Annotated in this window: 18 protein-coding genes and 1 riboswitch; of the genes, 1 reads left to right on the top strand and 17 read right to left on the bottom strand. The window is 35.1% G+C overall.

Translation table 11 applies throughout. The annotated features are described in order from the left end of the window. Positions 1 to 15: 15 nt before the first annotated feature. From kynU to QWY90_RS12000, 11 genes are all read right to left on the bottom strand, one after another. Positions 16 to 1,299, bottom strand: coding sequence for a kynureninase (kynU, locus tag QWY90_RS11950; RefSeq protein ID WP_290286168.1), 1,284 nt, complete (start codon positions 1,297 to 1,299; stop codon positions 16 to 18). A 257-nt stretch (positions 1,300 to 1,556) separates the two neighbouring features. Continuing rightward, a complete protein-coding gene (queA, locus tag QWY90_RS11955) occupies positions 1,557 to 2,606 on the bottom strand; it encodes a tRNA preQ1(34) S-adenosylmethionine ribosyltransferase-isomerase QueA (protein ID WP_290286169.1) in 1,050 nt (349 codons plus the stop codon). A gap of 159 nt (positions 2,607 to 2,765) precedes the next feature. Beyond that, the gene (gene aroA / locus QWY90_RS11960) at positions 2,766 to 3,995 is read right to left on the bottom strand and encodes a 3-phosphoshikimate 1-carboxyvinyltransferase (RefSeq protein WP_290286171.1); all 1,230 of its coding nucleotides are present in this window, start codon (positions 3,993 to 3,995) and stop codon (positions 2,766 to 2,768) included. A gap of 81 nt (positions 3,996 to 4,076) precedes the next feature. Next, positions 4,077 to 4,403, bottom strand: a complete 327-nt coding sequence (locus QWY90_RS11965; RefSeq protein WP_290286172.1) for a nucleotide pyrophosphohydrolase — start codon at positions 4,401 to 4,403, stop codon at positions 4,077 to 4,079. Between the two features lies 1 nt (position 4,404). Then, positions 4,405 to 4,857: a D-aminoacyl-tRNA deacylase gene (gene dtd / locus QWY90_RS11970; RefSeq protein ID WP_290286173.1), complete on the bottom strand. Its 453-nt coding sequence runs from the start codon at positions 4,855 to 4,857 to the stop codon at positions 4,405 to 4,407. A gap of 25 nt (positions 4,858 to 4,882) precedes the next feature. Continuing rightward, positions 4,883 to 5,860, bottom strand: coding sequence for a ribosome small subunit-dependent GTPase A (gene rsgA, locus QWY90_RS11975; RefSeq protein WP_290286175.1), 978 nt, complete (start codon positions 5,858 to 5,860; stop codon positions 4,883 to 4,885). 101 nt (positions 5,861 to 5,961) lie between these two features. Continuing rightward, the gene (locus tag QWY90_RS11980) at positions 5,962 to 7,044 is read right to left on the bottom strand and encodes a bifunctional 3-deoxy-7-phosphoheptulonate synthase/chorismate mutase type II (protein WP_290286176.1); all 1,083 of its coding nucleotides are present in this window, start codon (positions 7,042 to 7,044) and stop codon (positions 5,962 to 5,964) included. Positions 7,045 to 7,052: 8 nt separating this feature from the next. Next, positions 7,053 to 7,898, bottom strand: a complete 846-nt coding sequence (locus QWY90_RS11985) for a prephenate dehydrogenase (protein WP_290286177.1) — start codon at positions 7,896 to 7,898, stop codon at positions 7,053 to 7,055. A 10-nt stretch (positions 7,899 to 7,908) separates the two neighbouring features. Continuing rightward, the gene (locus tag QWY90_RS11990) at positions 7,909 to 9,051 is read right to left on the bottom strand and encodes a pyridoxal phosphate-dependent aminotransferase (RefSeq protein WP_290286178.1); all 1,143 of its coding nucleotides are present in this window, start codon (positions 9,049 to 9,051) and stop codon (positions 7,909 to 7,911) included. A gap of 80 nt (positions 9,052 to 9,131) precedes the next feature. Beyond that, entirely contained in the window at positions 9,132 to 9,959 is an 828-nt protein-coding gene (locus tag QWY90_RS11995; RefSeq protein ID WP_290286179.1) for a prephenate dehydratase, read from the bottom strand. A gap of 241 nt (positions 9,960 to 10,200) precedes the next feature. Further along, positions 10,201 to 11,127, bottom strand: coding sequence for a M20/M25/M40 family metallo-hydrolase (locus QWY90_RS12000; protein ID WP_290286180.1), 927 nt, complete (start codon positions 11,125 to 11,127; stop codon positions 10,201 to 10,203). Positions 11,128 to 11,240: 113 nt separating this feature from the next. Here QWY90_RS12000 and gldA point away from each other — a divergent pair, with 113 nt between their 5' ends. After that, positions 11,241 to 12,140: a gliding motility-associated ABC transporter ATP-binding subunit GldA gene (gldA, locus tag QWY90_RS12005; protein WP_290286181.1), complete on the top strand. Its 900-nt coding sequence runs from the start codon at positions 11,241 to 11,243 to the stop codon at positions 12,138 to 12,140. A gap of 13 nt (positions 12,141 to 12,153) precedes the next feature. Here gldA and QWY90_RS12010 read toward each other — a convergent pair whose 3' ends face one another. The 6 genes from QWY90_RS12010 to QWY90_RS12035 all read right to left on the bottom strand — a co-directional run bounded on the left by QWY90_RS12010 (position 12,154) and on the right by QWY90_RS12035 (position 20,303). Then, the gene (locus tag QWY90_RS12010) at positions 12,154 to 12,861 is read right to left on the bottom strand and encodes a GIN domain-containing protein (RefSeq protein ID WP_379691781.1); all 708 of its coding nucleotides are present in this window, start codon (positions 12,859 to 12,861) and stop codon (positions 12,154 to 12,156) included. Positions 12,862 to 12,941: 80 nt separating this feature from the next. Then, a complete protein-coding gene (locus QWY90_RS12015) occupies positions 12,942 to 14,033 on the bottom strand; it encodes an acyloxyacyl hydrolase (RefSeq protein WP_290286184.1) in 1,092 nt (363 codons plus the stop codon). 181 nt (positions 14,034 to 14,214) lie between these two features. Beyond that, entirely contained in the window at positions 14,215 to 15,171 is a 957-nt protein-coding gene (gene metF / locus QWY90_RS12020; RefSeq protein ID WP_290286185.1) for a methylenetetrahydrofolate reductase [NAD(P)H], read from the bottom strand. A 74-nt stretch (positions 15,172 to 15,245) separates the two neighbouring features. Further along, entirely contained in the window at positions 15,246 to 17,915 is a 2,670-nt protein-coding gene (gene metH, locus QWY90_RS12025) for a methionine synthase (RefSeq protein ID WP_290286186.1), read from the bottom strand. Positions 17,916 to 17,991: 76 nt separating this feature from the next. Continuing rightward, a complete protein-coding gene (locus tag QWY90_RS12030; protein ID WP_290286187.1) occupies positions 17,992 to 18,981 on the bottom strand; it encodes a homocysteine S-methyltransferase family protein in 990 nt (329 codons plus the stop codon). A gap of 182 nt (positions 18,982 to 19,163) precedes the next feature. Next, positions 19,164 to 19,269: riboswitch (SAM riboswitch) on the bottom strand. Between the two features lie 149 nt (positions 19,270 to 19,418). After that, the gene (locus QWY90_RS12035) at positions 19,419 to 20,303 is read right to left on the bottom strand and encodes a T9SS-dependent choice-of-anchor J family protein (RefSeq protein WP_290286188.1); all 885 of its coding nucleotides are present in this window, start codon (positions 20,301 to 20,303) and stop codon (positions 19,419 to 19,421) included. Positions 20,304 to 20,356 lie beyond the last annotated feature (53 nt).

Raw genomic sequence — 20,356 nt, forward strand, 5'->3', positions numbered from 1 at the left:
TTTTAAGAAATCAAATTATTTTAAAGATAAAATTCCCTGTTTTAGGATTTGTCCGAATTCATACATATCTTCATAGGAACAGTAAAAAGGCACAGGCGCGAATCGGATTACATTAGGTTCTCGCCAATCCGTTATAACGCCGTTTTTCATCAAATAATCAAATAAACTTCTGCCTTGTCCGTGCAGAAAAACAGAAAGTTGACAGGCACGTTCTTGTTGATTTGCCGGAGTTATAATTTCGAATTCAGTTCCTTCAATATCTTTATCTATTTCATGCAGTATGAATTCTAAATAGCTAGTGATTTGATTTCTTTTTCTGATTAATTTTTCCATTCCAACTTCGGCAAACAGTTCTACAGAAGCTAAATAGGGTGCCAAAGACAAGATAGGCAAATTACTTATTTGCCAACCATCAGCACCTACAATTGGGTCGAAAGTAGGTTCCATCAAAAAACGTCTTTCTTTGTTTTGAGCCCACCAACCACCAAAACGCGGCAAGTCTTTATTAGCATGATGCTTTTCGTGAATAAAACAACCCGAAGCATTTCCCGGTCCGGAATTCATATATTTATAAGAACACCATGCCGCAAAATCGATATTCCAATCGTGTAATTCTAATTTTATATTTCCGGCTGCATGAGCCAAGTCAAAACCTACCATTGCTCCTGCTTTATGACCTGCTTCGGTGATGGTTTTCATGTCGAAAACTTGTCCGGTATAATAATTTACGCCTCCAAATAATACCAAAGCTAATTCATCACCAACTTCATTTATTTTAGCAATTATATCTTCTAAACGAATGTTGTGTTCGCCGTCTCTTCTTTTAATTTCTACAATAGCATCTTCCGTTTTATAACCGTGAAAATTAACTTGGCTTTGGAACATATATTGGTCGGAGGGAAACGCTTTTTCTTCACAGATGATTTTGTAACGCGTTTTTGTTGGACGATAAAATGACACCATTAACAAATGCAAATTTACCGTCAAGGTATTCATGACTGTAACTTCGGAAGGTTTTGCTCCTACTAATGTGCTTAACGGATTGGCAAATCGCTCGTGATAATCCCACCATGGTTTTTCGGCATAGAAATGTCCTTCAACTGCCAAATCAGCCCAATCTTTCATCACCTCATCAACGTATTGTTTGGTTCTTTTTGGCTGCAATCCCAATGAATTTCCTGTAAAATATATTACGTTTTTACCATTGTGTTGTGGAAATAGAAATTCGTTGCGATACTGTTTTAATTCGTCTTGGGTGTCGAGTTGTTGAGCAAATTCGCGTGTATTTTGGAAAGTCATTGGTGTAGTTTGTTTGTCGCGTAAAAGTATTGAAAAAAAAATTATTTCACAGAGATGCACAGAGAAAGAAAGAGATTCACGGAGTTTTAAATCCGAGTCTTTTTGTGCTGACGATTGTATCTAGCCCTGATGGGAGCAACTACCGTGTAGTGCGGACAGCAGGAATAGAGTTTAAAGAATTCCCGAAAGTTTGGCTAAAAAAAATCCCGCCATTGCTGACAGGATTGATTTTATTGAGAATCAGAAACAAGTTCAGATTAAATAATCAACATTGCATCTCCATAAGAATAGAAACGGTATTTTTCTTTGATTGCTTCTTCATATGCTTTTTTCATTAAATCATGACCACAGAATGCAGAAATCATCATCAGTAAAGTTGATTTTGGTGTGTGGAAGTTTGTTACCATACAATCAGCAATACTGAAATCATGTGGTGGAAAAATAAATTTATTGGTCCAGCCAGTAAATGGATTTAAGGTTCTTTGCGATGAAACGGAACTTTCAATAGCACGCATAGAAGTGGTACCGATGCAGCAAATTTTACTCTTTCTAATCTTTGCACTGTTGACAATATCACAAGCTTCTTGAGTAATAATCAACTCTTCTGAGTCCATTTTGTGTTTTGATAAATCTTCTACTTCCACTGGATTGAATGTCCCTAAACCAACGTGTAGTGTTACTTCGGCAAAGTTGACTCCTTTGATTTCTAATTTCTTTAAAAGATGTTTAGAAAAGTGTAAACCAGCAGTTGGAGCGGCTACTGCTCCTTCTTCTTTGGCATAAATCGTTTGGTAACGCTCGGCATCTTCTTCGGTTACTTCACGGTTGATGTATTTTGGAATTGGCGTTTCTCCAAGTTCGGTTAATTTTCTTCTGAATTCGTCATACGAACCATCATATAAAAAACGTAAGGTTCTTCCACGAGAAGTAGTGTTGTCGATTACCTCAGCAACTAGTGAATCATCGTCGCCAAAATAAAGTTTGTTTCCAATTCTGATTTTACGTGCCGGATCAACTAAAACATCCCAAAGGCGTTGCTCTGCATTTAATTCTCTTAATAAGAAAACCTCAATACGTGCTCCTGTTTTTTCTTTGTTTCCATACATACGAGCTGGAAAAACTTTGGTATTGTTCAAAATCATTACATCGCCATCATCAAAATAATCGATAATGTCCTTAAATGTTTTGTGTTCTATAGTTTTTGTTTTTCTGTTGACAACCATTAATCTGGATTCGTCTCTGTTTTCTGCTGGATATTCAGCTAATAATTCGGCTGGAAGATTGAACTGGAAATGAGATAATTTCATCTGTAAAAGTTATGGGTTATAAGTTATGAGTTATGAGTTCTGCTCATAATTTCAAACGCCTGCAAATATACTATCGTGAGATAGCGAATGTCAAGTGTTTTGGTGTTTATTTTTGTAAAAGGTTCTGAAGTACTGAGTTGCTTAGGTTCTGAGGCCTTACTAAAGTTCAGAAATGTTAAAACCAATACATTTTAAATCTTCCCAAAAGGTTGGATACGATTTTGAAACCACTTCAGCTTCTTCAATTATGATATTGGTATTAAGTGCTAGAGGCGCAAAAGCCATTGCCATTCGGTGGTCTTGGTAGGTTTCGATTCTTATGTTTGCATTTATTTTAGAGGAAGCCTCAAGTGTGAGACTTTCATCAGAAATAGTAACTGACGCTCCGAGTTTTTCCAATTCGGTTTTCAAAGCTAATAATCTATCTGTTTCTTTTATTTTTAGTGTATGTAAACCTGTTAAATGGCAACCTAATCCTAATCCGAAGCAAGTTACCGCTATGGTTTGAGCGATGTCGGGAGAGGAATTTAATTGACAATTGATAGTTGATAATTGATAATTATTGCCTTTTCTTAGTTGAATTTTATTGTTTTCATAAGTCGTTTCTACTCCAAAATCTTTATAGATATCAGCTAAAACCGAATCGCCTTGTAAGCTGTCTTTTTTATAACTCGACAATGTAATTTGGGTTCCGATTTCGGAAAGTGCTACTATGGAATAAAAATAAGATGCTGAAGACCAATCGCTTTCTACCGAAAGGGTTTGTGGTTTTGGTTTTTGGGGTTGTGGTTTAACTATAATTTTATTATTTTCAAAGGAAGTTTCTACTCCAATTTCATTTAGCATCGCCAATGTCATTTTAATGTAGGGAACAGAAGTGATTTCTCCTTGTAAGGTAAGTTCCAAACCATTTTCGAGTTTCGGTGCTATAAGTAAAAGTGCCGAAATATATTGACTGCTGACATTTGCCGGAAGGGAAACTTTATTCTGAGTTACTTTTTTCCCTTTGATTTTAATAGGAGGAAAACCTTCGTTTTCTTCATAATTAATTTCAGCTCCGAGTTGTCGCAAAGCATCTACTAAAATTTTAATTGGGCGTTCTTTCATTCGGGATGAACCAGTAAGCACAACTTCCCTATTTTCTTGGATGGCAAAAAAAGCTGTTAAGAAACGCATGGCTGTACCGGCATGATGAATATCTATAACCGAATCATTGCTTAATAATGCTTTTGTCATCACCTCTGAATCATCTGAATTGGATGTGTTTTCTAAAATCAGATTTGGATATAAGGACTGAAGCAACAACAATCTGTTAGTTTCTGATTTACTTCCAGTTATTTTGATGGAAGATTGTTGGTTACACGTTGCTAATTTTAAAAGTAAATTCATTTTTGTTTTTTCACAGAGAAGCACAAAGAAATACAAAGATAAATAGAGAAAATCTTACTACTTAATACTCCTATCTTAATACTACTTTAGTTTATCGTTATTGTGATGACGGTCGTGGTCACGATTCGTTTTTAAATCCATTTTTTTATCAAAAGCGGCTTGTAAATCGATTCCGGTTTGGTTCGCCAAGCACAAAACTACAAAAACCACATCAGCTAATTCTTCGCCAAGGTCTTTGTTTTTATCACTTTCTTTTTCAGATTGTTCTCCGTAACGGCGTGCAATAATTCTGGCAACTTCACCCACTTCTTCAGTGAGTTGTGCCATATTTGTTAGCTCATTGAAGTAGCGAACGCCGTGATTTTTAATCCAGTTGTCTACTTCTAATTGGGAGTTTTTTAGGTTCATATTATTCCTTATTTTTTGTGTCAATTATTATAGTAACCGGACCATCATTTAGTAGTGCTACTTTCATATCGGCACCAAATTGTCCTGTTTGTACTTTCTTGCTTAATTCGGTTTCCATTTGCTGTATAAAAGATTCGTATAACGGAATGGCTATATCAGCTTTTGAAGCTTTTAAATAAGAGGGACGGTTCCCTTTTTTGGTGGAAGCGTGCAGGGTAAACTGACTAACGATAATCATGTCGCCATCAACATCTTTAAGCGATAAATTCATCACGTCATTTTCATCTCCAAAAATTCTAAGATTAGCAATTTTAACGGTTAGCCAATTGATGTCTTCTTGATAGTCTTCATCTTCAAATCCAACTAAAACCAATACTCCTTTTTGGATATTAGCAACTTTAACGCCTTCGATAGTTACGGAAGCTTCTGAAACACGCTGAATTACTGCTTTCATATTACTGAACACTAATTACTGAATACTATTTCCTTGTTTCATCACTAGCAATTCGATCATCATTAAAAACATCTTGACGGTAATGTTCATCATCACCTTCCAAAATTTTGAGGTAGCTATTGTAACGTGACCAGGCTATTTTATTTTCTTCCAAAGCTTTTTTAACTGCGCAATTCGGTTCTTCTTTATGCAAGCAATTATTGAATTTGCATTGGTCTTTTAGTTTGAAAAACTCTGGAAAATAACCGCTAATTTCTGCTGGTTCTAAATCAACAATTCCGAAACCTTTTATTCCAGGCGTATCAATAATTTTGGCATCAAATGACAAGTCATACATTTCGGCAAAAGTCGTTGTGTGTTGTCCTTGCTTACTTTGTTCAGAAATGTTTTTGGTTTTCAGATTTAAATTGGGTTCCAATGCATTGACCAACGTTGATTTTCCAACTCCCGAATGTCCTGAAAACATGGATACTTTCCCAATCATCATTTCTTTTAATTCTTCTAACCCTTTGTTTCCTTTGGCTGAAACCTTTAAAAATTTATAGCCAATTTGAGAATAGATGTATTGCAAATACAATTGCTCATCCTGCATGGCTTCATCAAACGTATCAATTTTGTTAAAAATCAAAACGGCTTCAATGCCATAAGCTTCAGCGGTTACCAAAAACCTATCTATAAAACTAGTCGTTGTTGGCGGATTATTGATGGTAATCAAAAGAAAAACGACGTCAATATTGGAAGCAATGATATGCGTTTGCTTGGATAAATTCACCGATTTTCTGACAATATAATTTTTTCTGTCGTGAATGTTATGAATAGCACCCGTAACTGCATCTGAATTTTCATCCAACTCAAAATCTACCACATCGCCAACGGCAATTGGATTGGTGCTTTTAATGCCTTTCATTCGGAACTTTCCTTTGATACGGCATTCAAAAACTTGGTTGTCATCTGTTTTCACAGTGTACCAACTTCCGGTAGATTTATAAACTAGTCCCGTCATTTATTTATTTTAAATGATGAATTTTAAATTTTGAATGACAAAATTACGGCTTTTGTTCAACCGTTTGTAATAATTTAAAATTCAAAATTCAAAATTTATAATTAACCATTAATGATTTTCTCCTGATGGTTTATACTTTCTTGGTGAATGGCTTTAAATATTCTTAAAATAAATTCTTCACTTAGTCCTTTATCTTCTCCATCTAGGATCATTTTTCCTAAGATTTCATTCCAGCGTTTGTTTTGTAAAACGGCTACATTTTTTTCTTTTTTCAATGTACCTATTTGTTGCGCTACTTTCATTCTGTTACCAAGCAGTTCTAATAATTTGCTATCAGCGATATCAATATTGGCTCTTAGTTTTATCATTTTGGTGTTGAAATCATCATCTTCTGTAGATGTTTTTTTGACTTTCAAATCTTCGAAGATTTGTTTTAAAACGGTCGGTGTTACTTGTTGTGCTGCATCACTCCATGCATTATCCGGGTCGATATGCGTTTCAATAATTAATCCGTCATAATTTAAATCCAAGGCTTGTTGCGATACTTCCTGAATCATATCTCTTTGACCTGTAATATGCGATGGATCACAAATCAAAGGTAAATCAGGGAAACGGCTTTGCAATTCGATTGCAATTTGCCATTCTGGAATGTTTCTGTATTTTGTTTTTTCGTAAGTCGAAAATCCTCTGTGAATTACACCTAACTTTTTAATTCCTGCATTGTATAAACGCTCTACACCACCAATCCACAAAGCCAAATCTGGATTTACCGGATTTTTTACCAAAACGATTTTATCTGTTCCGGCCAAAGCATCGGCAATTTCCTGAACCGCAAACGGATTTACTGTGGTTCTGGCTCCAATCCAAAGCACATCAATATCGTGTTCTAAAGCTAATTTTACGTGCGCTGCATTGGCGACTTCGGTTGCCATTAACAACCCTGTTTCGGCTTTCGCTTTTTGCAACCATTTTAATCCGATAGCACCAACGCCTTCAAATCCGCCCGGACGCGTTCTTGGTTTCCAAATACCGGCACGAAAAATACTAACGTCTGAATTTTTTAATTCGTGTGCAATTTTTAAAACTTGATCTTCCGTTTCAGCACTACATGGTCCGGCGATTACTAGTGGGTGAGATAAATTAAAATCTTCTAACCATTTTTTGTTTTCTGTTGTAATATTCATAGCTTCTATTATTTTCCGTTTAATATTTCTTTTATTCTGTTTGTATTTTCCATCTCGTTGAAAATTTGCTCGTAATTTTCATTTTCTAATAAATCTTTGAATTGCGATAAATTGGCAATATATTCTTCCAAAGATTTTACGACTTGCTTTTTATTTTGTTTAAAAATTGGCGTCCACATGGCTGGTGAACTTTTGGCTAATCTTACTGTACTTTCAAATCCGCTGCCTGCCATGTCAAAAATATCTTTTTCGTCTTTCTCTTTTTCAATGACAGTTTTTCCTAGCATAAACGAACTGATGTGCGACAAATGAGAAACATAAGCAATATGTTTGTCATGTGATTTTGGTTCCATGTAACGGATTCTCATTCCCAAATCTCTGAACAGTTTCAGTCCTTTTTCCTGTAATTTAAATGTAGTTTTTTCTACTTCGCAAATGATGTTGGTTTTGTCCACAAATAAATTTCGAATAGCTGCGGTCGGTCCTGAAAATTCTGTTCCTGCAATAGGATGCGTTGCTAAAAAGTTTCTTCTTTTCGGATGATTTACCACCGCTTCGCAAATAGGACTTTTAGTCGAACCAACTTCAAAAACTAAAGTATCATCTGAAACCAAATCCAAAACTTTTGGCAAAAGTCCTAAAGCAATATCTACGGGAACAGCCAGAATTACAAAATCAGCATCGATAACCTCATTTAAATCCGATTTTTGATGGATGATTCCAAGTTCAATGGCTTGTTGCAGATTATTGTCATTGGTATCAACACCAATAATAACAGCATCTTTATCCAATGCCTGAATATCCAATGCCATTGAACCTCCGATTAAACCAATTCCTATTACGTATACTTTCATGTTTATTCTTTTAAAATCGTTCTATTGCCTGTTGGATTTTTTCTTCGGTAACGCAAAGCGAAAATCGTATATAACCCTCGCCGTTGCTGCCAAAAATAGTTCCAGGCGTGATGAAAATATGCTTCTCAATTAATACTTTGTCGATAAATTCTTCAGACATAATTCCAGATGGAAGCTTTGCCCAAACAAATAATCCGACGCTATTTTTATCGAAAACACAATTCAGTTTTTCAGCCAGTTTAAAAATTAGGTTTCTTCTTTTTGTATAAATTTCATTCTGTTTTTCAAACCAATCGTTTTTCAGTTTTAAAGCTTCGATAGCGCCTTTTTGAATGCCATAAAACATACCGCTGTCCATGTTGCTTTTTACTTTTAAAACAGCGTCGATTAGTGTTGGATTTCCTAAAACCATTCCAACACGCCAACCTGCCATATTATAGGTTTTGGACAATGAATTCAATTCTAATGCAATATCTTTAGAGCCTTCTACTTGCAATATTGACAACGGATTTCCATTCAGAACAAAACTGTATGGATTGTCGTTTACTATCAAAATATTATGCTTTTTTCCAAATGCTATTAGTTTTTCAAACAACTCCAAAGTGCCATTTGCGCCTGTTGGCATGTGTGGATACGAAACCCACATCAGTTTTACTTTTGATAAATCCGATTTTTCTAAAACTTCAAAATCAGGTTGCCAATTGGTTGCTGCAGATAAATCATAATTTACCGCTTTTGCCTGAACTAATTCGGTTACCGAAGCATAAGTTGGATAACCCGGATTTGGAATTAAAACTTCATCGCCTTCATTTAAAAATGCTAACGAAATATGCATAATTCCTTCTTTGGAACCCATTAACGGAAGAATTTCAGTGTTGAAATCCAAGTCTACATTAAAGTGATTTTTATAGAAATCAGCCATCCCTTTTCGCAATTCTGGCAAACCTTGATAACTTTGGTATTCATGTGCTTTGTCATCAAACATAGCTTTTTGCATGGCTTCGATAACCGTTATATCCGGAGCCAAATCAGGACTTCCAATTCCCATATTGATGACTGGTTTCCCTTCAGAAATAAGTTGGCGTACTTCTCTCAATTTTCGGGAGAAATAGTATTCTTGAACGCTTTGTAATCTTTTTGCTGTTTGTATCATGTTACTTAAATGTCAATTTCAATGGCAATGGCAAATTTCAATATTTAGTTGTTTTCTATTGCTATTGACTTTTGATATTGTTATTGTATTCCTCTTTTATATTCTCCTAACACTTTGAAATGTGTAGTCATTAATTCTAAAATCTTTTTGGCTTTTTCAAAATGTTTGTATTTTTCAAAAATAACATCCACAAAAAAAGAATATTGAAATGGCGTTTCAATAATTGGCATCGATTGGATTTTGGTCAAATTGAGTTTGCTGTTATTCATGACATTTAATATCGTTGCTAAACTTCCCGGCGTATCATCCAATTCAAATTTGATTGATGCTTTGTTTATTTCTTCCTTCGGTAATTCTTTATTTTGCGTTTTTACAATTACAAATCGGGTTTTATTGCTTTGAATCGTGTGAATTCCCGCAGAAAGAATTTCTAAATCGTACATTTTTGCAGCAATTGGTGATGCTATAGCGGCAACTCCTGCTATTTTTTGGTCATGAATTCTGCGGGCACTTTCGGCTGTATCGCCACTTTCAACTAATTTAATATTTGGATATTGAAGAAAGAAATCAGCACATTGAAGCAATGCCATCGGATGCGAATGCACTTCGGTAATATCTTCTATTTTTTGTCCTTTTAGCGCCATCAAATTCATGTGAATATCTAAATAATGTTCACCAATAATGTGCAAATTATTACGGTCAATCAAAGCGTAATTTGGAATTATCGAACCCGCAATCGAGTTTTCTAAGGCCATAATTCCTTTTTGTGATTTGTTTTCCATCAAGCTTTTTACCAAAGAAGTAAAAGACATGCATTCATCCAAATCATATTCGTGGTCAAAATATTCTTGAGCCACTTGATGATGAAACGATCCTTTGATTCCCTGAATTGCAATTTTTGTTTCCATAGTGCAAAAAAAAATCCCGATTTTCATCGGGATTTATATTTATGTTTTACTAATTTATTTTTTTATGTAACACAATACTAATCCCGTTTTCTGTCCGAAGAAGAAATAAAAGAAATAGTTATAAAAAGTTGTGTTACGTAACATATTTGTATTTTGTATTTGGCTAATGTAAAAAATAAAAGTGTCGGTTTTACAAGACTTTGCAAAAAAAATTACGATAACGTAATAGTAAATAAGCTTTTTATCTAATTTTTGGAACTCTCGTTGGTGTGTCTTCTCCTTTTATAATACTTTCTGAGCTGATGGCAATTGCTTTAATGATTTCGGTCATATTATCTAAATCTAAAGTCGAAACTTCATCGGTTAGTTGATGATAATTTTCCTCAGAATCCATTTTTGAAGTGGAGATAGTATGAGCCGGAACGCCATAAGCTGCTAAAGTAGCATTGTCTGAACGGTAAAAAAGATTTTCTTCTAAATATGGATCTTCGTAAAAGTTGAAATTGCTTCCTTTCAAATTCTTTTGAAGTATTGAGCCAAAATTAGACTTTTCAAAACCTGTAATGTAGGCGGAATTTTTACCCCATTTGCTTTCGGTTCCTATCATTTCTATGTTGAACATCGCCACTACGTCATCAGGATTGATACTTTTGGAAAAATAAGAAGACCCAAACCCGCCAACTTCTTCACCCGTAAAGGCAACAAAAATGATAGTGCGTTCATTGGTGTTTAATTCTTTAAAATATTTTGCCAGCGCAATTACTGCTGTTGTTCCCGAAGCATCGTCATTAGCTCCATTATATACTTTATCTGTCCCGTCTTCTTTTTTTCCTAAATGATCATAATGCGCCGAAAAAACCACATACTCCTTTGGTTTCGATTTACCGGGAAGTATCCCAATCACATTATTTGCCCTTTCATTTCTGGTAGTAAATTCTTGTCTGTAATTTTTTAAATCATTGTAGTAAGACAATCCTATTTTGGTAAACTCTTTTTCAATGAATACTGAAGCGGAATCAACACCAGCTGTAAAAATTTCTCTTCCTTCCATTTTATCAGAAGCCAATTCTGTTTCAATTCTTACGATTTCTTCTTTTTGGATGATTGGTTTTAGTTGCGCTTGCGTGATAAATCCAAATAATAAAAACAGCAGCGAAAATTTTTTCATGATTAATAATGTTTAAGCGTAAATATATAAATTAAATAAAAACTACAATCGTAATCCTAAAAAGTAATAAATCAATATTTTTTCTGTTTACATTTGCTCTAAATAGTTCAATTATGTCAATAGAAGTTCAAAATGTTTCCAAAAGTTATGGTTCTCAAAAAGCGTTAGACAACGTTTCTTTTTCTATCAAAAAGGGAGAAATTGTTGGTTTCCTCGGGCCAAATGGTGCCGGAAAATCTACTTTAATGAAAATTTTGACCACGTTTATCAATGCTGATGAAGGCACTGCAACTGTAAATGGAAATGATGTAACTGCTAATCAAAAAGCCGTACAACTTTCTGTTGGCTATTTGCCAGAGCACAATCCGTTGTATTTGGATTTGTACGTTCGTGAATATTTGGCATTTAATGCAAATGTTTATAAAGTGTCAAAATCTCGTATTGAAGAAGTGATTCAGTTAACGGGTTTAACTTCGGAAAGCCATAAAAAAATCGGCCAATTATCTAAAGGGTTTCGGCAACGTGTTGGCTTGGCAACGGCTTTGCTACACAATCCGGATGTTTTAATTTTGGATGAACCAACAACTGGATTGGATCCAAATCAATTAGTTGAAATTAGAAACGTAATTAAAAACGTAGGCAAAGACAAAACCGTTTTTCTTTCGACACACATCATGCAGGAAGTGGAAGCCATTTGCGACCGCGTAATTATTATTGACAACGGTAAAATAGTAACCGATAAAAAACTGGACAAATTAGTCTCAGAAGAAAAAGAACAAATCATCGAAGTCGAATTTGATAAAACTATTGATGAAGCCTTATTAGCAAGCTTACCAAACATCAAAAACTACAAAAATACAAGTGAAAATCTTTGGACATTAACATTCTCTACAGCAGAAGACATGCGTCCAAAAGTGTTTGATTTTGCTCAAGATAACGGTCTGAAAACATTGCAGATTAGTTTGAAAAGCAAGAATTTAGAACAGATTTTTAGGGAGAAAACTAAGAAATAGTACTTAGTTCCTTTTAAGGATAAACGACTCTTCCCTGATATAATTCTTCTACTTCAACAATTGGCGGCACATTCTTGAGAACAACATTTCCAGTGCTTACCATTTTTCCTGTAATACTTTGAATAGGTTTTACAACCATATCATTGAAACCACGATGGAAAACTTTAATTGTTTGTGCCGTTAAATTTTCAGCCTGAATTCTTCCGTTTCCATCATATAAATTAAACAATGCTTCATTGGTTTGTCCCGAAAGATAAAATCTGGAAACATTGTTGTTTTCAACCACAGTTTGATAATTGCTTACTTGCATATGAAAATCATTAGTTCCTGCACCTGGACCTAAATCCATAGAAATCATTCGCAAAATATTATGAGTCAGTACTCCATCTGAATCGATATCTTGCTCTGTTGTTGAAATAATGTCTAACGATTCTAGATGAGGTGTGGTAATATAAAATTTAATCTGCCCATAAGCACGTGTCCAATTGCAAGAAGAATTATCTTTTAAATGCAACTCATCGCTTCCTCTAAATTCGACCGAAATGTTATTTACTAAATTATCGCCCGTTATAACCTCAACTTTGTATTCGGTTCCTTCTTTTACGACTAATCCAACGCCTTTATATACATAAATTCTATTAAATGCATTAGTTACATCATAAGTTTTGGTAACAGAATTGCCTGTTGTTTCAATGCAATCACTTGGTTTTTCACAAGACACGAGCGTAAGCGAACTGGCAACGCAAATAAAAAGCACAAAAACCGTCAAAACAGAAATAATTTTCTTCATCTTTTTACTTTTTAAATTCGAATACCAATTACAAACTCCATCGCTTCTGCCAAAAACATATGCGTTTTAATAGACAAGCCCGTGAATACTTTTTTACTGATGTAATATTTCATCCCCAAACGGTCATAAACTGGAATGTCAAACTTATAAGGTTGGTAAACATAATACCCAATCTGCGCTTCGAGTGAAATTCTGTTGATAAACAATTCGTGCCCGACAAATACCCCAACGCGTTTGTAATCGGTATTGGGATCTAAATTTTGTTCAGGATAAGCCACCGATTGGTATTTAATAAAGTCTTTATAAAAATTGGAAAAGAAAACTTCTGTACCTAGTTGTAGAGCACTTTTTCTATTCAATCGTTTATCTGCATAAAACCCAACATGAAAAAAAGTATGTTGTCCACTACCAATAATTGGACTTTCATTTATTCCGCTTCTTATAACAAAATTATAATGAATAGGTTCTTTAAATTTCAAATCAATTTTAGTTGTATCAATGGTTCGTTTGAAGTTTTTATCCAAATTATAATTCACACCAATATTTAAATTATAGGTATTAACACCGCTATTAGGCGCTTTAATTCTGCCATTTGAGAAGTGTGTGAAAATTATTCCGGCTTGAATACCAAATCGGTCAATGATATTTTCTTTTTTGTAAGCGAAAACAAAATCAGTATTCGCCATTAATGTTGATCCAAAAGCACTATTCTTACTGTTGGTTACTTTGTCCTGAGGATTGGTAGTCATGGCAATACCTTGGGCAATTTTGAACATCAATTTTTTTCGAAGAAAATAAAAATTGTAAAATGTTCCGACAGCATAATTGTTTCCTAAAATAGGGTTTTTAAAATCCTGGTATAAAAAATACATTCCATAGTCAGGATTGCCATACAGGCGTTCCCATTCTTTTTCTCCATGAGTTTGGCGCGAAAAACAAACCATAACACCTTCGGGATGACCAGTAATCAGGTGGTCTAAATCATCCGTATGAGGCAAAATATTTCCTCTTAAATAAGTAACATCAATGGCATTGGTTTCTTTGTTTCCCTGAGAAAAAACAAATGTGGTGCACAATAAAAGTAAATAGTAAAATTTCCTCATCCTAAAATTTTAATTCGCACAAATATAACAGAATATCTTTAGGAGTGAATGGTTCGGGCATTTTTTGGTTTCCTTATTCCTGCTATACGTTGCAATATCTTTGTCAAAGTTTAAAACTTTGACAAAGATGATTTCCACTGCTATCAGGGCTAGTTGGGATTTGTCTTTTGTGAAATCAGCATTAAAAAATAGCAGAAGCTATCGCCTTAATATTCTCCGCTTTACCCATCGAATAGTAATGCAAAACCGGAATTCCGGCAGCAACCAATTCCTTACTTTGTTGTGTACACCATTCAATTCCAACTTGTTTTACAGCATCATTATCTTTAGCTTTAACAACCGCCATTATCAAATCATCAGGCAATTCTAAACTAAATCTATGTGGAATTAAATTTAATTGTTTCTTAGTCGCAATTGGTTTTAAACCCGGAATGATTGGAACTGTAATACCTGCAGCACGGCATTTGGCAACATAATCAAAGAATTTCTGATTGTCAAAAAACATTTGGGTAATGATATAATCAGCTCCGTTTTTGATTTTTTGTTTCAAAAAATGAATGTCACTATCCAAACTTGGTGCTTCCATGTGTTTTTCAGGATAACCCGCCACACCTATGCAAAAATTAGTCTGAGCCGAATTCTTCAAATCTTCATCCAAATAAATTCCATTATTCAGATTACTGACCTGCAAAACCAAATCGGTAGCATATTCATTTCCATCTTTTTCTGGATGAAAATACGTTTCCGTTTTTAAAGCATCGCCACGAAGTGCCACTACATTATCAATTCCAAGGAAATCCAAATCAATCAATAAGTTCTCTGTATCTTCTTTGTTAAAACCGCCACACAAAATATGCGGAATGGCATCCACATTATATTTATTTTGAATTCCGGCACAAATACCAACAGTTCCCGGACGTTTTTTTACAATTTTCTTTTGCAAAAGTCCACTTGGCAATTCCTTGAATTCATATTCCTCACGATGGTAGGTTACATCAATAAATGGCGGATTAAATTCCATCAACGGATCAATACTATCATAAATAGATTGGATATTCTGGCCTTTCAAAGGCGGTAAAATCTCGAAAGAAAACAATGGTTTTCCGTTAGCGTTTTCTATATGTTGGGTTACTTTCATAATCTGTTGTCTGTTATCTGTTGTTGGTTATCTGTTTCCAATTTTAACTGAAAACTGACAACCGACAACTGTTCTTAATCTGCTATATTTGGACTAAGCCATTTTGTGGCTTTTTCTGTTGAAATTCCTCTTCTTTTGGCGTAATCTATTACTTGATCTTCTTTTATTTTTCCGAGTCCAAAATACTTGCTTTCAGGATTTCCAAAATAATAACCTGAAACGGATGATGCTGGCCACATCGCCATACTTTCTGTTAGCTTCACTCCTATTTCTTGTTCTACATTTAATAGTTTCCAAATCGTTGGTTTTTCCAAATGGTCCGGACAAGCAGGATATCCTGGTGCCGGACGAATTCCTTTGTATTCTTCATCAATTAAATCCTGATTGCTCAAACTTTCTTCTGAAGCATATCCCCAAATTTCTTTACGGACTTTTAAATGCAAATATTCTGCGAAAGCTTCGGCTAATCTGTCGCCAAGTGCTTTCACCAAAATCGAATTATAGTCGTCTAATTGTTTTTCGAATTCAGCTGCTTTTTCATCAACCCCAAATCCTGTCGTAACACAAAAACAGCCTATGTAATCTTGCTTTCCGTTGTCTTTTGGCGTTACAAAATCAGCTAACGCGATGTTTGGAGCACCAGCCGTTTTTTGGGATTGTTGGCGAAGCGTTAAGAAAGTTATCGGTTGTTGGTTATCGGTTATAAGTTCTATATCATCATCGTTAACAGTATTCGCTGGAAAAATTCCCAAAATTCCTTTGGCGGTTAACCATTTTTCGGAAACAATTTGTTTTAGCATTTCCTGCGCATCTGCAAATAAGGATGTCGCTTGTTCGCCCACAACGTCATCGGTTAAAATCGCTGGATATTTTCCATATAATTCCCACGAACTGAAAAACGGTGTCCAGTCAATAAAATCAACTAATTCCGAAAGTGCTACTTCAATAGTTTTTGTCCCGATGAAATTTGGCTTTATAGGTTGGAAATTATCCCAATCTAACTTCAATTTGTTTTTACGGGCATCTTCAATTGACAAGTAATTTTTGTCCCGACTTCTATTTAAATAGCCTTCGCGTAATTTGTCATATTCAGCCCGAACGGTTTTTGCATATTCTATTTTCGTTTCAGCCTGAAGCAAATTACTCGCTACTGTTACGGCACGTGATGCATCGTTTACATGGACAACGGTTTCCTTATATTCTGGTGCAATTTTCACAGCAGTATGCGCACGAGATGTCGTTGCACCACCAATCATAATTGGGATTTTGATATTGAGTTTATCCATTTCTTTGGCGAGATATACCATTTCGTCAAGCGATGGTGTAATCAATCCGCTTAGTCCAATAATATCTACGTTGTATTCAACTGCAGCTGCTATAATTTTTTCGGGCGGAACCATGACTCCCAAATCGATGATTTCGAAATTATTGCAACCTAAAACTACAGCTACAATATTTTTCCCAATATCGTGTACATCACCTTTTACCGTTGCCATTAACACTTTCCCCGCACTTGATGATTTTCCGTCTTTTTGAGCTTCTATATAAGGTAACAAATAAGCTACTGCCTTCTTCATTACACGGGCTGATTTTACCACTTGGGGCAAGAACATTTTTCCGCTTCCGAATAAATCGCCGACAACGTTCATTCCCGCCATCAGGTTAATTTCAATAACATCAATCGCTTTTTCAGAATTAGCTCTGGCTTCTTCAACATCTATTTCAATAAACTCGTCGATTCCTTTTACTAATGAATGGGTTAATCTTTCCTGAACCGAACCGCTTCTCCATTCCTGAATTGCTTTTTCATTAGCTTTGAAATCACCTTTAAAACTTTCGGCTAAGTCTAATAATCTTTCGGTAGCATCTTCTCTTCTGTTTAGCAAAACATCTTCTACATGTTCCAATAAAATTGGATCGATTTCATCATAAATTTCAAGCATTTCTGGATTTACGATTCCCATCGTCATGCCATTTTTAATAGCGTGATATAAAAATGCTGAGTGCATTGCTTCACGCACTTTGTCATTGCCACGGAACGAAAAGGAAACGTTACTAACACCGCCTGAAACTCCGGCATACGGAAGATTTTCCCGAATCCATTTAGTGGCTCTAAAGAAATCTAAGGCGTTTAGTTTGTGTTCTTCCATTCCGGTTGCCACTGGGAAAATATTCGGGTCGAAAATGATATCTTCTGCAGGGAAATGCACTTCATTAACCAGAATATCATAGCTTCTTTTACAGATTTCAATTCTACGTTCGTAATTATCGGCTTGACCATTTTCGTCGAAAGCCATTACTATTACTGCTGCTCCGTATCTTTTTATAAGTTTAGCATGATGAATGAAGGCCTCTTTTCCTTCTTTTAGGGAAATTGAATTCACGACACCTTTTCCCTGAATTACTTTTAATCCCGCTTCAATAATTTCCCATTTGGAGCTGTCAACCATTACTGGAACTCGAGCAATATCGGGTTCAGCTGCTATCAGATTTAGGAATTTGGTCATGGCATAAACGCCATCTAACATTCCTTCATCCATATTGACATCTATGATTTGGGCACCGCCTTCAACTTGTTCTCTAGCGACAGAAAGTGCTTCTTCGTATTTTTCTTCTTTGATTAAACGCAAAAATTTACGCGAACCTGTTACGTTAGTTCGTTCTCCGACGTTTATGAAATTGGATTCGGGAGTTACGATTAAAGGTTCAAGACCTGATAATTTTAAATATTTTGTTTCTGCCATTTTTGTTTTTACCACGAATTAACAAATTATCACAAATTTAATTCGTGGAAATTTGTGCAATTTGTGGTTGCTTTTATTATGCGTTTTCTAAAATAGTTCTTGGTTTAAATTCTTTGGCTACTTCTGCAATAGCCTTTATATGCTCTGGAGTTGTGCCACAGCAACCACCAATGATATTGATTAAATTATCTTGTAAATATTCCTTAATTAATGCTTGCATTTCTTCAGGAGTTTGGTCGTATTGCCCGAAAGCATTTGGCAAACCTGCATTTGGATGTGCGGAAATATTTAATTGTGTATTCATTGCCAATCTTTTCAAATACGGTTTTAATTGATCTGCACCTAAAGCGCAATTGAATCCGATGCTTAATAAATCAATATGCGCAATTGAAATCAGGAAAGCTTCAACTGTTTGCCCTGAAAGTGTTCTTCCTGACGCATCGGTAATTGTTCCTGAAACCATTACTGGAATATCGAGATTGCGTTCTTCTTTTACTTCTTCGATGGCGAATAGTGCTGCTTTTGCATTTAGTGTGTCGAAAATTGTTTCTACTAAAAGTACGTCACAACCTCCGTCAATTAAGGCTTCCACTTGTTGTTTGTAGGCGATTCTTAAATCATCAAAAGTCACGGCACGAAAACCTGGATCGTTTACATCTGGAGACATTGAAGCTGTTCGGTTTGTTGGCCCGATGGAACCCGCTACAAAACGTGGTCTGTCTGTAAATTCGTCAGCAACTTCTCGGGCAATTTTTGCGGATTCGTAGTTTAATTCATAAACCAAATCTTCTAAATGGTAATCGGCCATTCCGATAGTAGTTCCTGAAAACGTATTCGTTTCTACGATATCAGCTCCGGCTTGAAAATACAAACGATGCACTTGTTTTACAGCTTCTGGCTGAGTTATAGAAAGCAAATCGTTGTTTCCCTTTAGCGGATGAGGGAAATCCTTGAAACGTTCTCCACGGAAATCTTCTTCGGAGAAGTTGTTGCGTTGCAACATAGTTCCCATTGCCCCGTCGAGCACCAGAATTCTTTCTTTTATGACTTGTTGTATTTTTGACATATTTTGCATTTCTCGCAAAGGCACAAAGGCGCTAAGCTTAATTTATACTATGATTTATTAATTAGCCCCGATTGGCAGTGCTATCGTGTAGCACAGAAAGCGGGAATATGGATTGCAAAAATGCGCAAGCCATTAGCTCGTAAAAAAATATAGTATGTTATCTGAAAGAGAGAAGAATTCTCGGGTTATCTTTATCTGAAAATTTCAGATTAGAATGTAGCACCTTCTTTTGGCAAAGGGTTGCTAAGCTTTCAACGGGTCTATTCCCTCCAGCTTTCGTGATAACGAACAATAAGTTTATGAACTTTGCAAAGTAATGACATAGATTTTAGAATTACAACAAAATTTATAAATAAGTTTTTAAAAAACAACTACATCGTTATCATAAAAAAGGAGCTTAAAAATAAGCTCCTTTTAAAAATATAATTAATTAAAATTTAGTTCTTTATAATTTTTGAAGTTCCAACTCCTAATCCTGTTTTTACTTTAACAAAATAAACTCCAGCATTTAAATCAGCAATGTTTATTTGAACAGCATCTATAGTAGAAACCTTAATCTCCTTTACAATTCTTCCATTAATATCTATCACTGAAACATTTTCAATTGTTGCATTATTTTTTGAAGTCACACTAAAAATATCTTTAACCGGATTTGGTTGTAATGAGAAATTGTTAGCAAAGAAATCTCTTATCCCAAGTGCTGGTCGGTCTACAGAAAAATCATCAATACCTATATAATTTGAATTTACACCTGATGGTCCTCCTTGTTGCACATGATAACGCAGTGCAATTCTGCTATCAGTTGGTCCAGTTAATCCTGTAATAGTGTAACTATATTGCGTCCATTCAGCAGGGTAATCGGTTGTGTTCAAAGCTGAATTTACTGACAATGCTAAAGTAGTGAAACTGCCAACATTGTTAGGGGCATTGGGCATAACTTCTGTTGCGTCTGTGCTAATTCTTAGCTCTAATCTATCAGGAAATGTTGCTGGATTAATAGTAGTACGGGTGTAAAAGGAAATTATATCACCATTTTGTAATCCAGTTAAAATAGGGGTAAACAACCAAGTGCTTATTCTGCCTGAACCAGTAATGCTATTGAAATTAGCTCCAATATATGACGTTGTAGCTCCGCTGTTAGCTACAAAAACAGTTTCTGTTCCTTGAAACCAAGTAGTGGCTCCAACGTTATTAGCTAAATTTGAAAAAATCCAACCACTTGGTTCTAGTGTGGTAATGTCATCAAAATTTTGAGTGATTAAATTTTGAGCATTCGAAACAATTGTGGTAAAAAATGCGATTAAGAGTAAAGTTTTTTTCATAAGTTGTTATTTTAAATTTGGACGAAGTTAATTTTATTTTAAAATTTATCTAC

It is taken from the genome of Flavobacterium paronense (assembly GCF_030409795.1).
Lineage (GTDB): Bacteria > Bacteroidota > Bacteroidia > Flavobacteriales > Flavobacteriaceae > Flavobacterium > Flavobacterium paronense.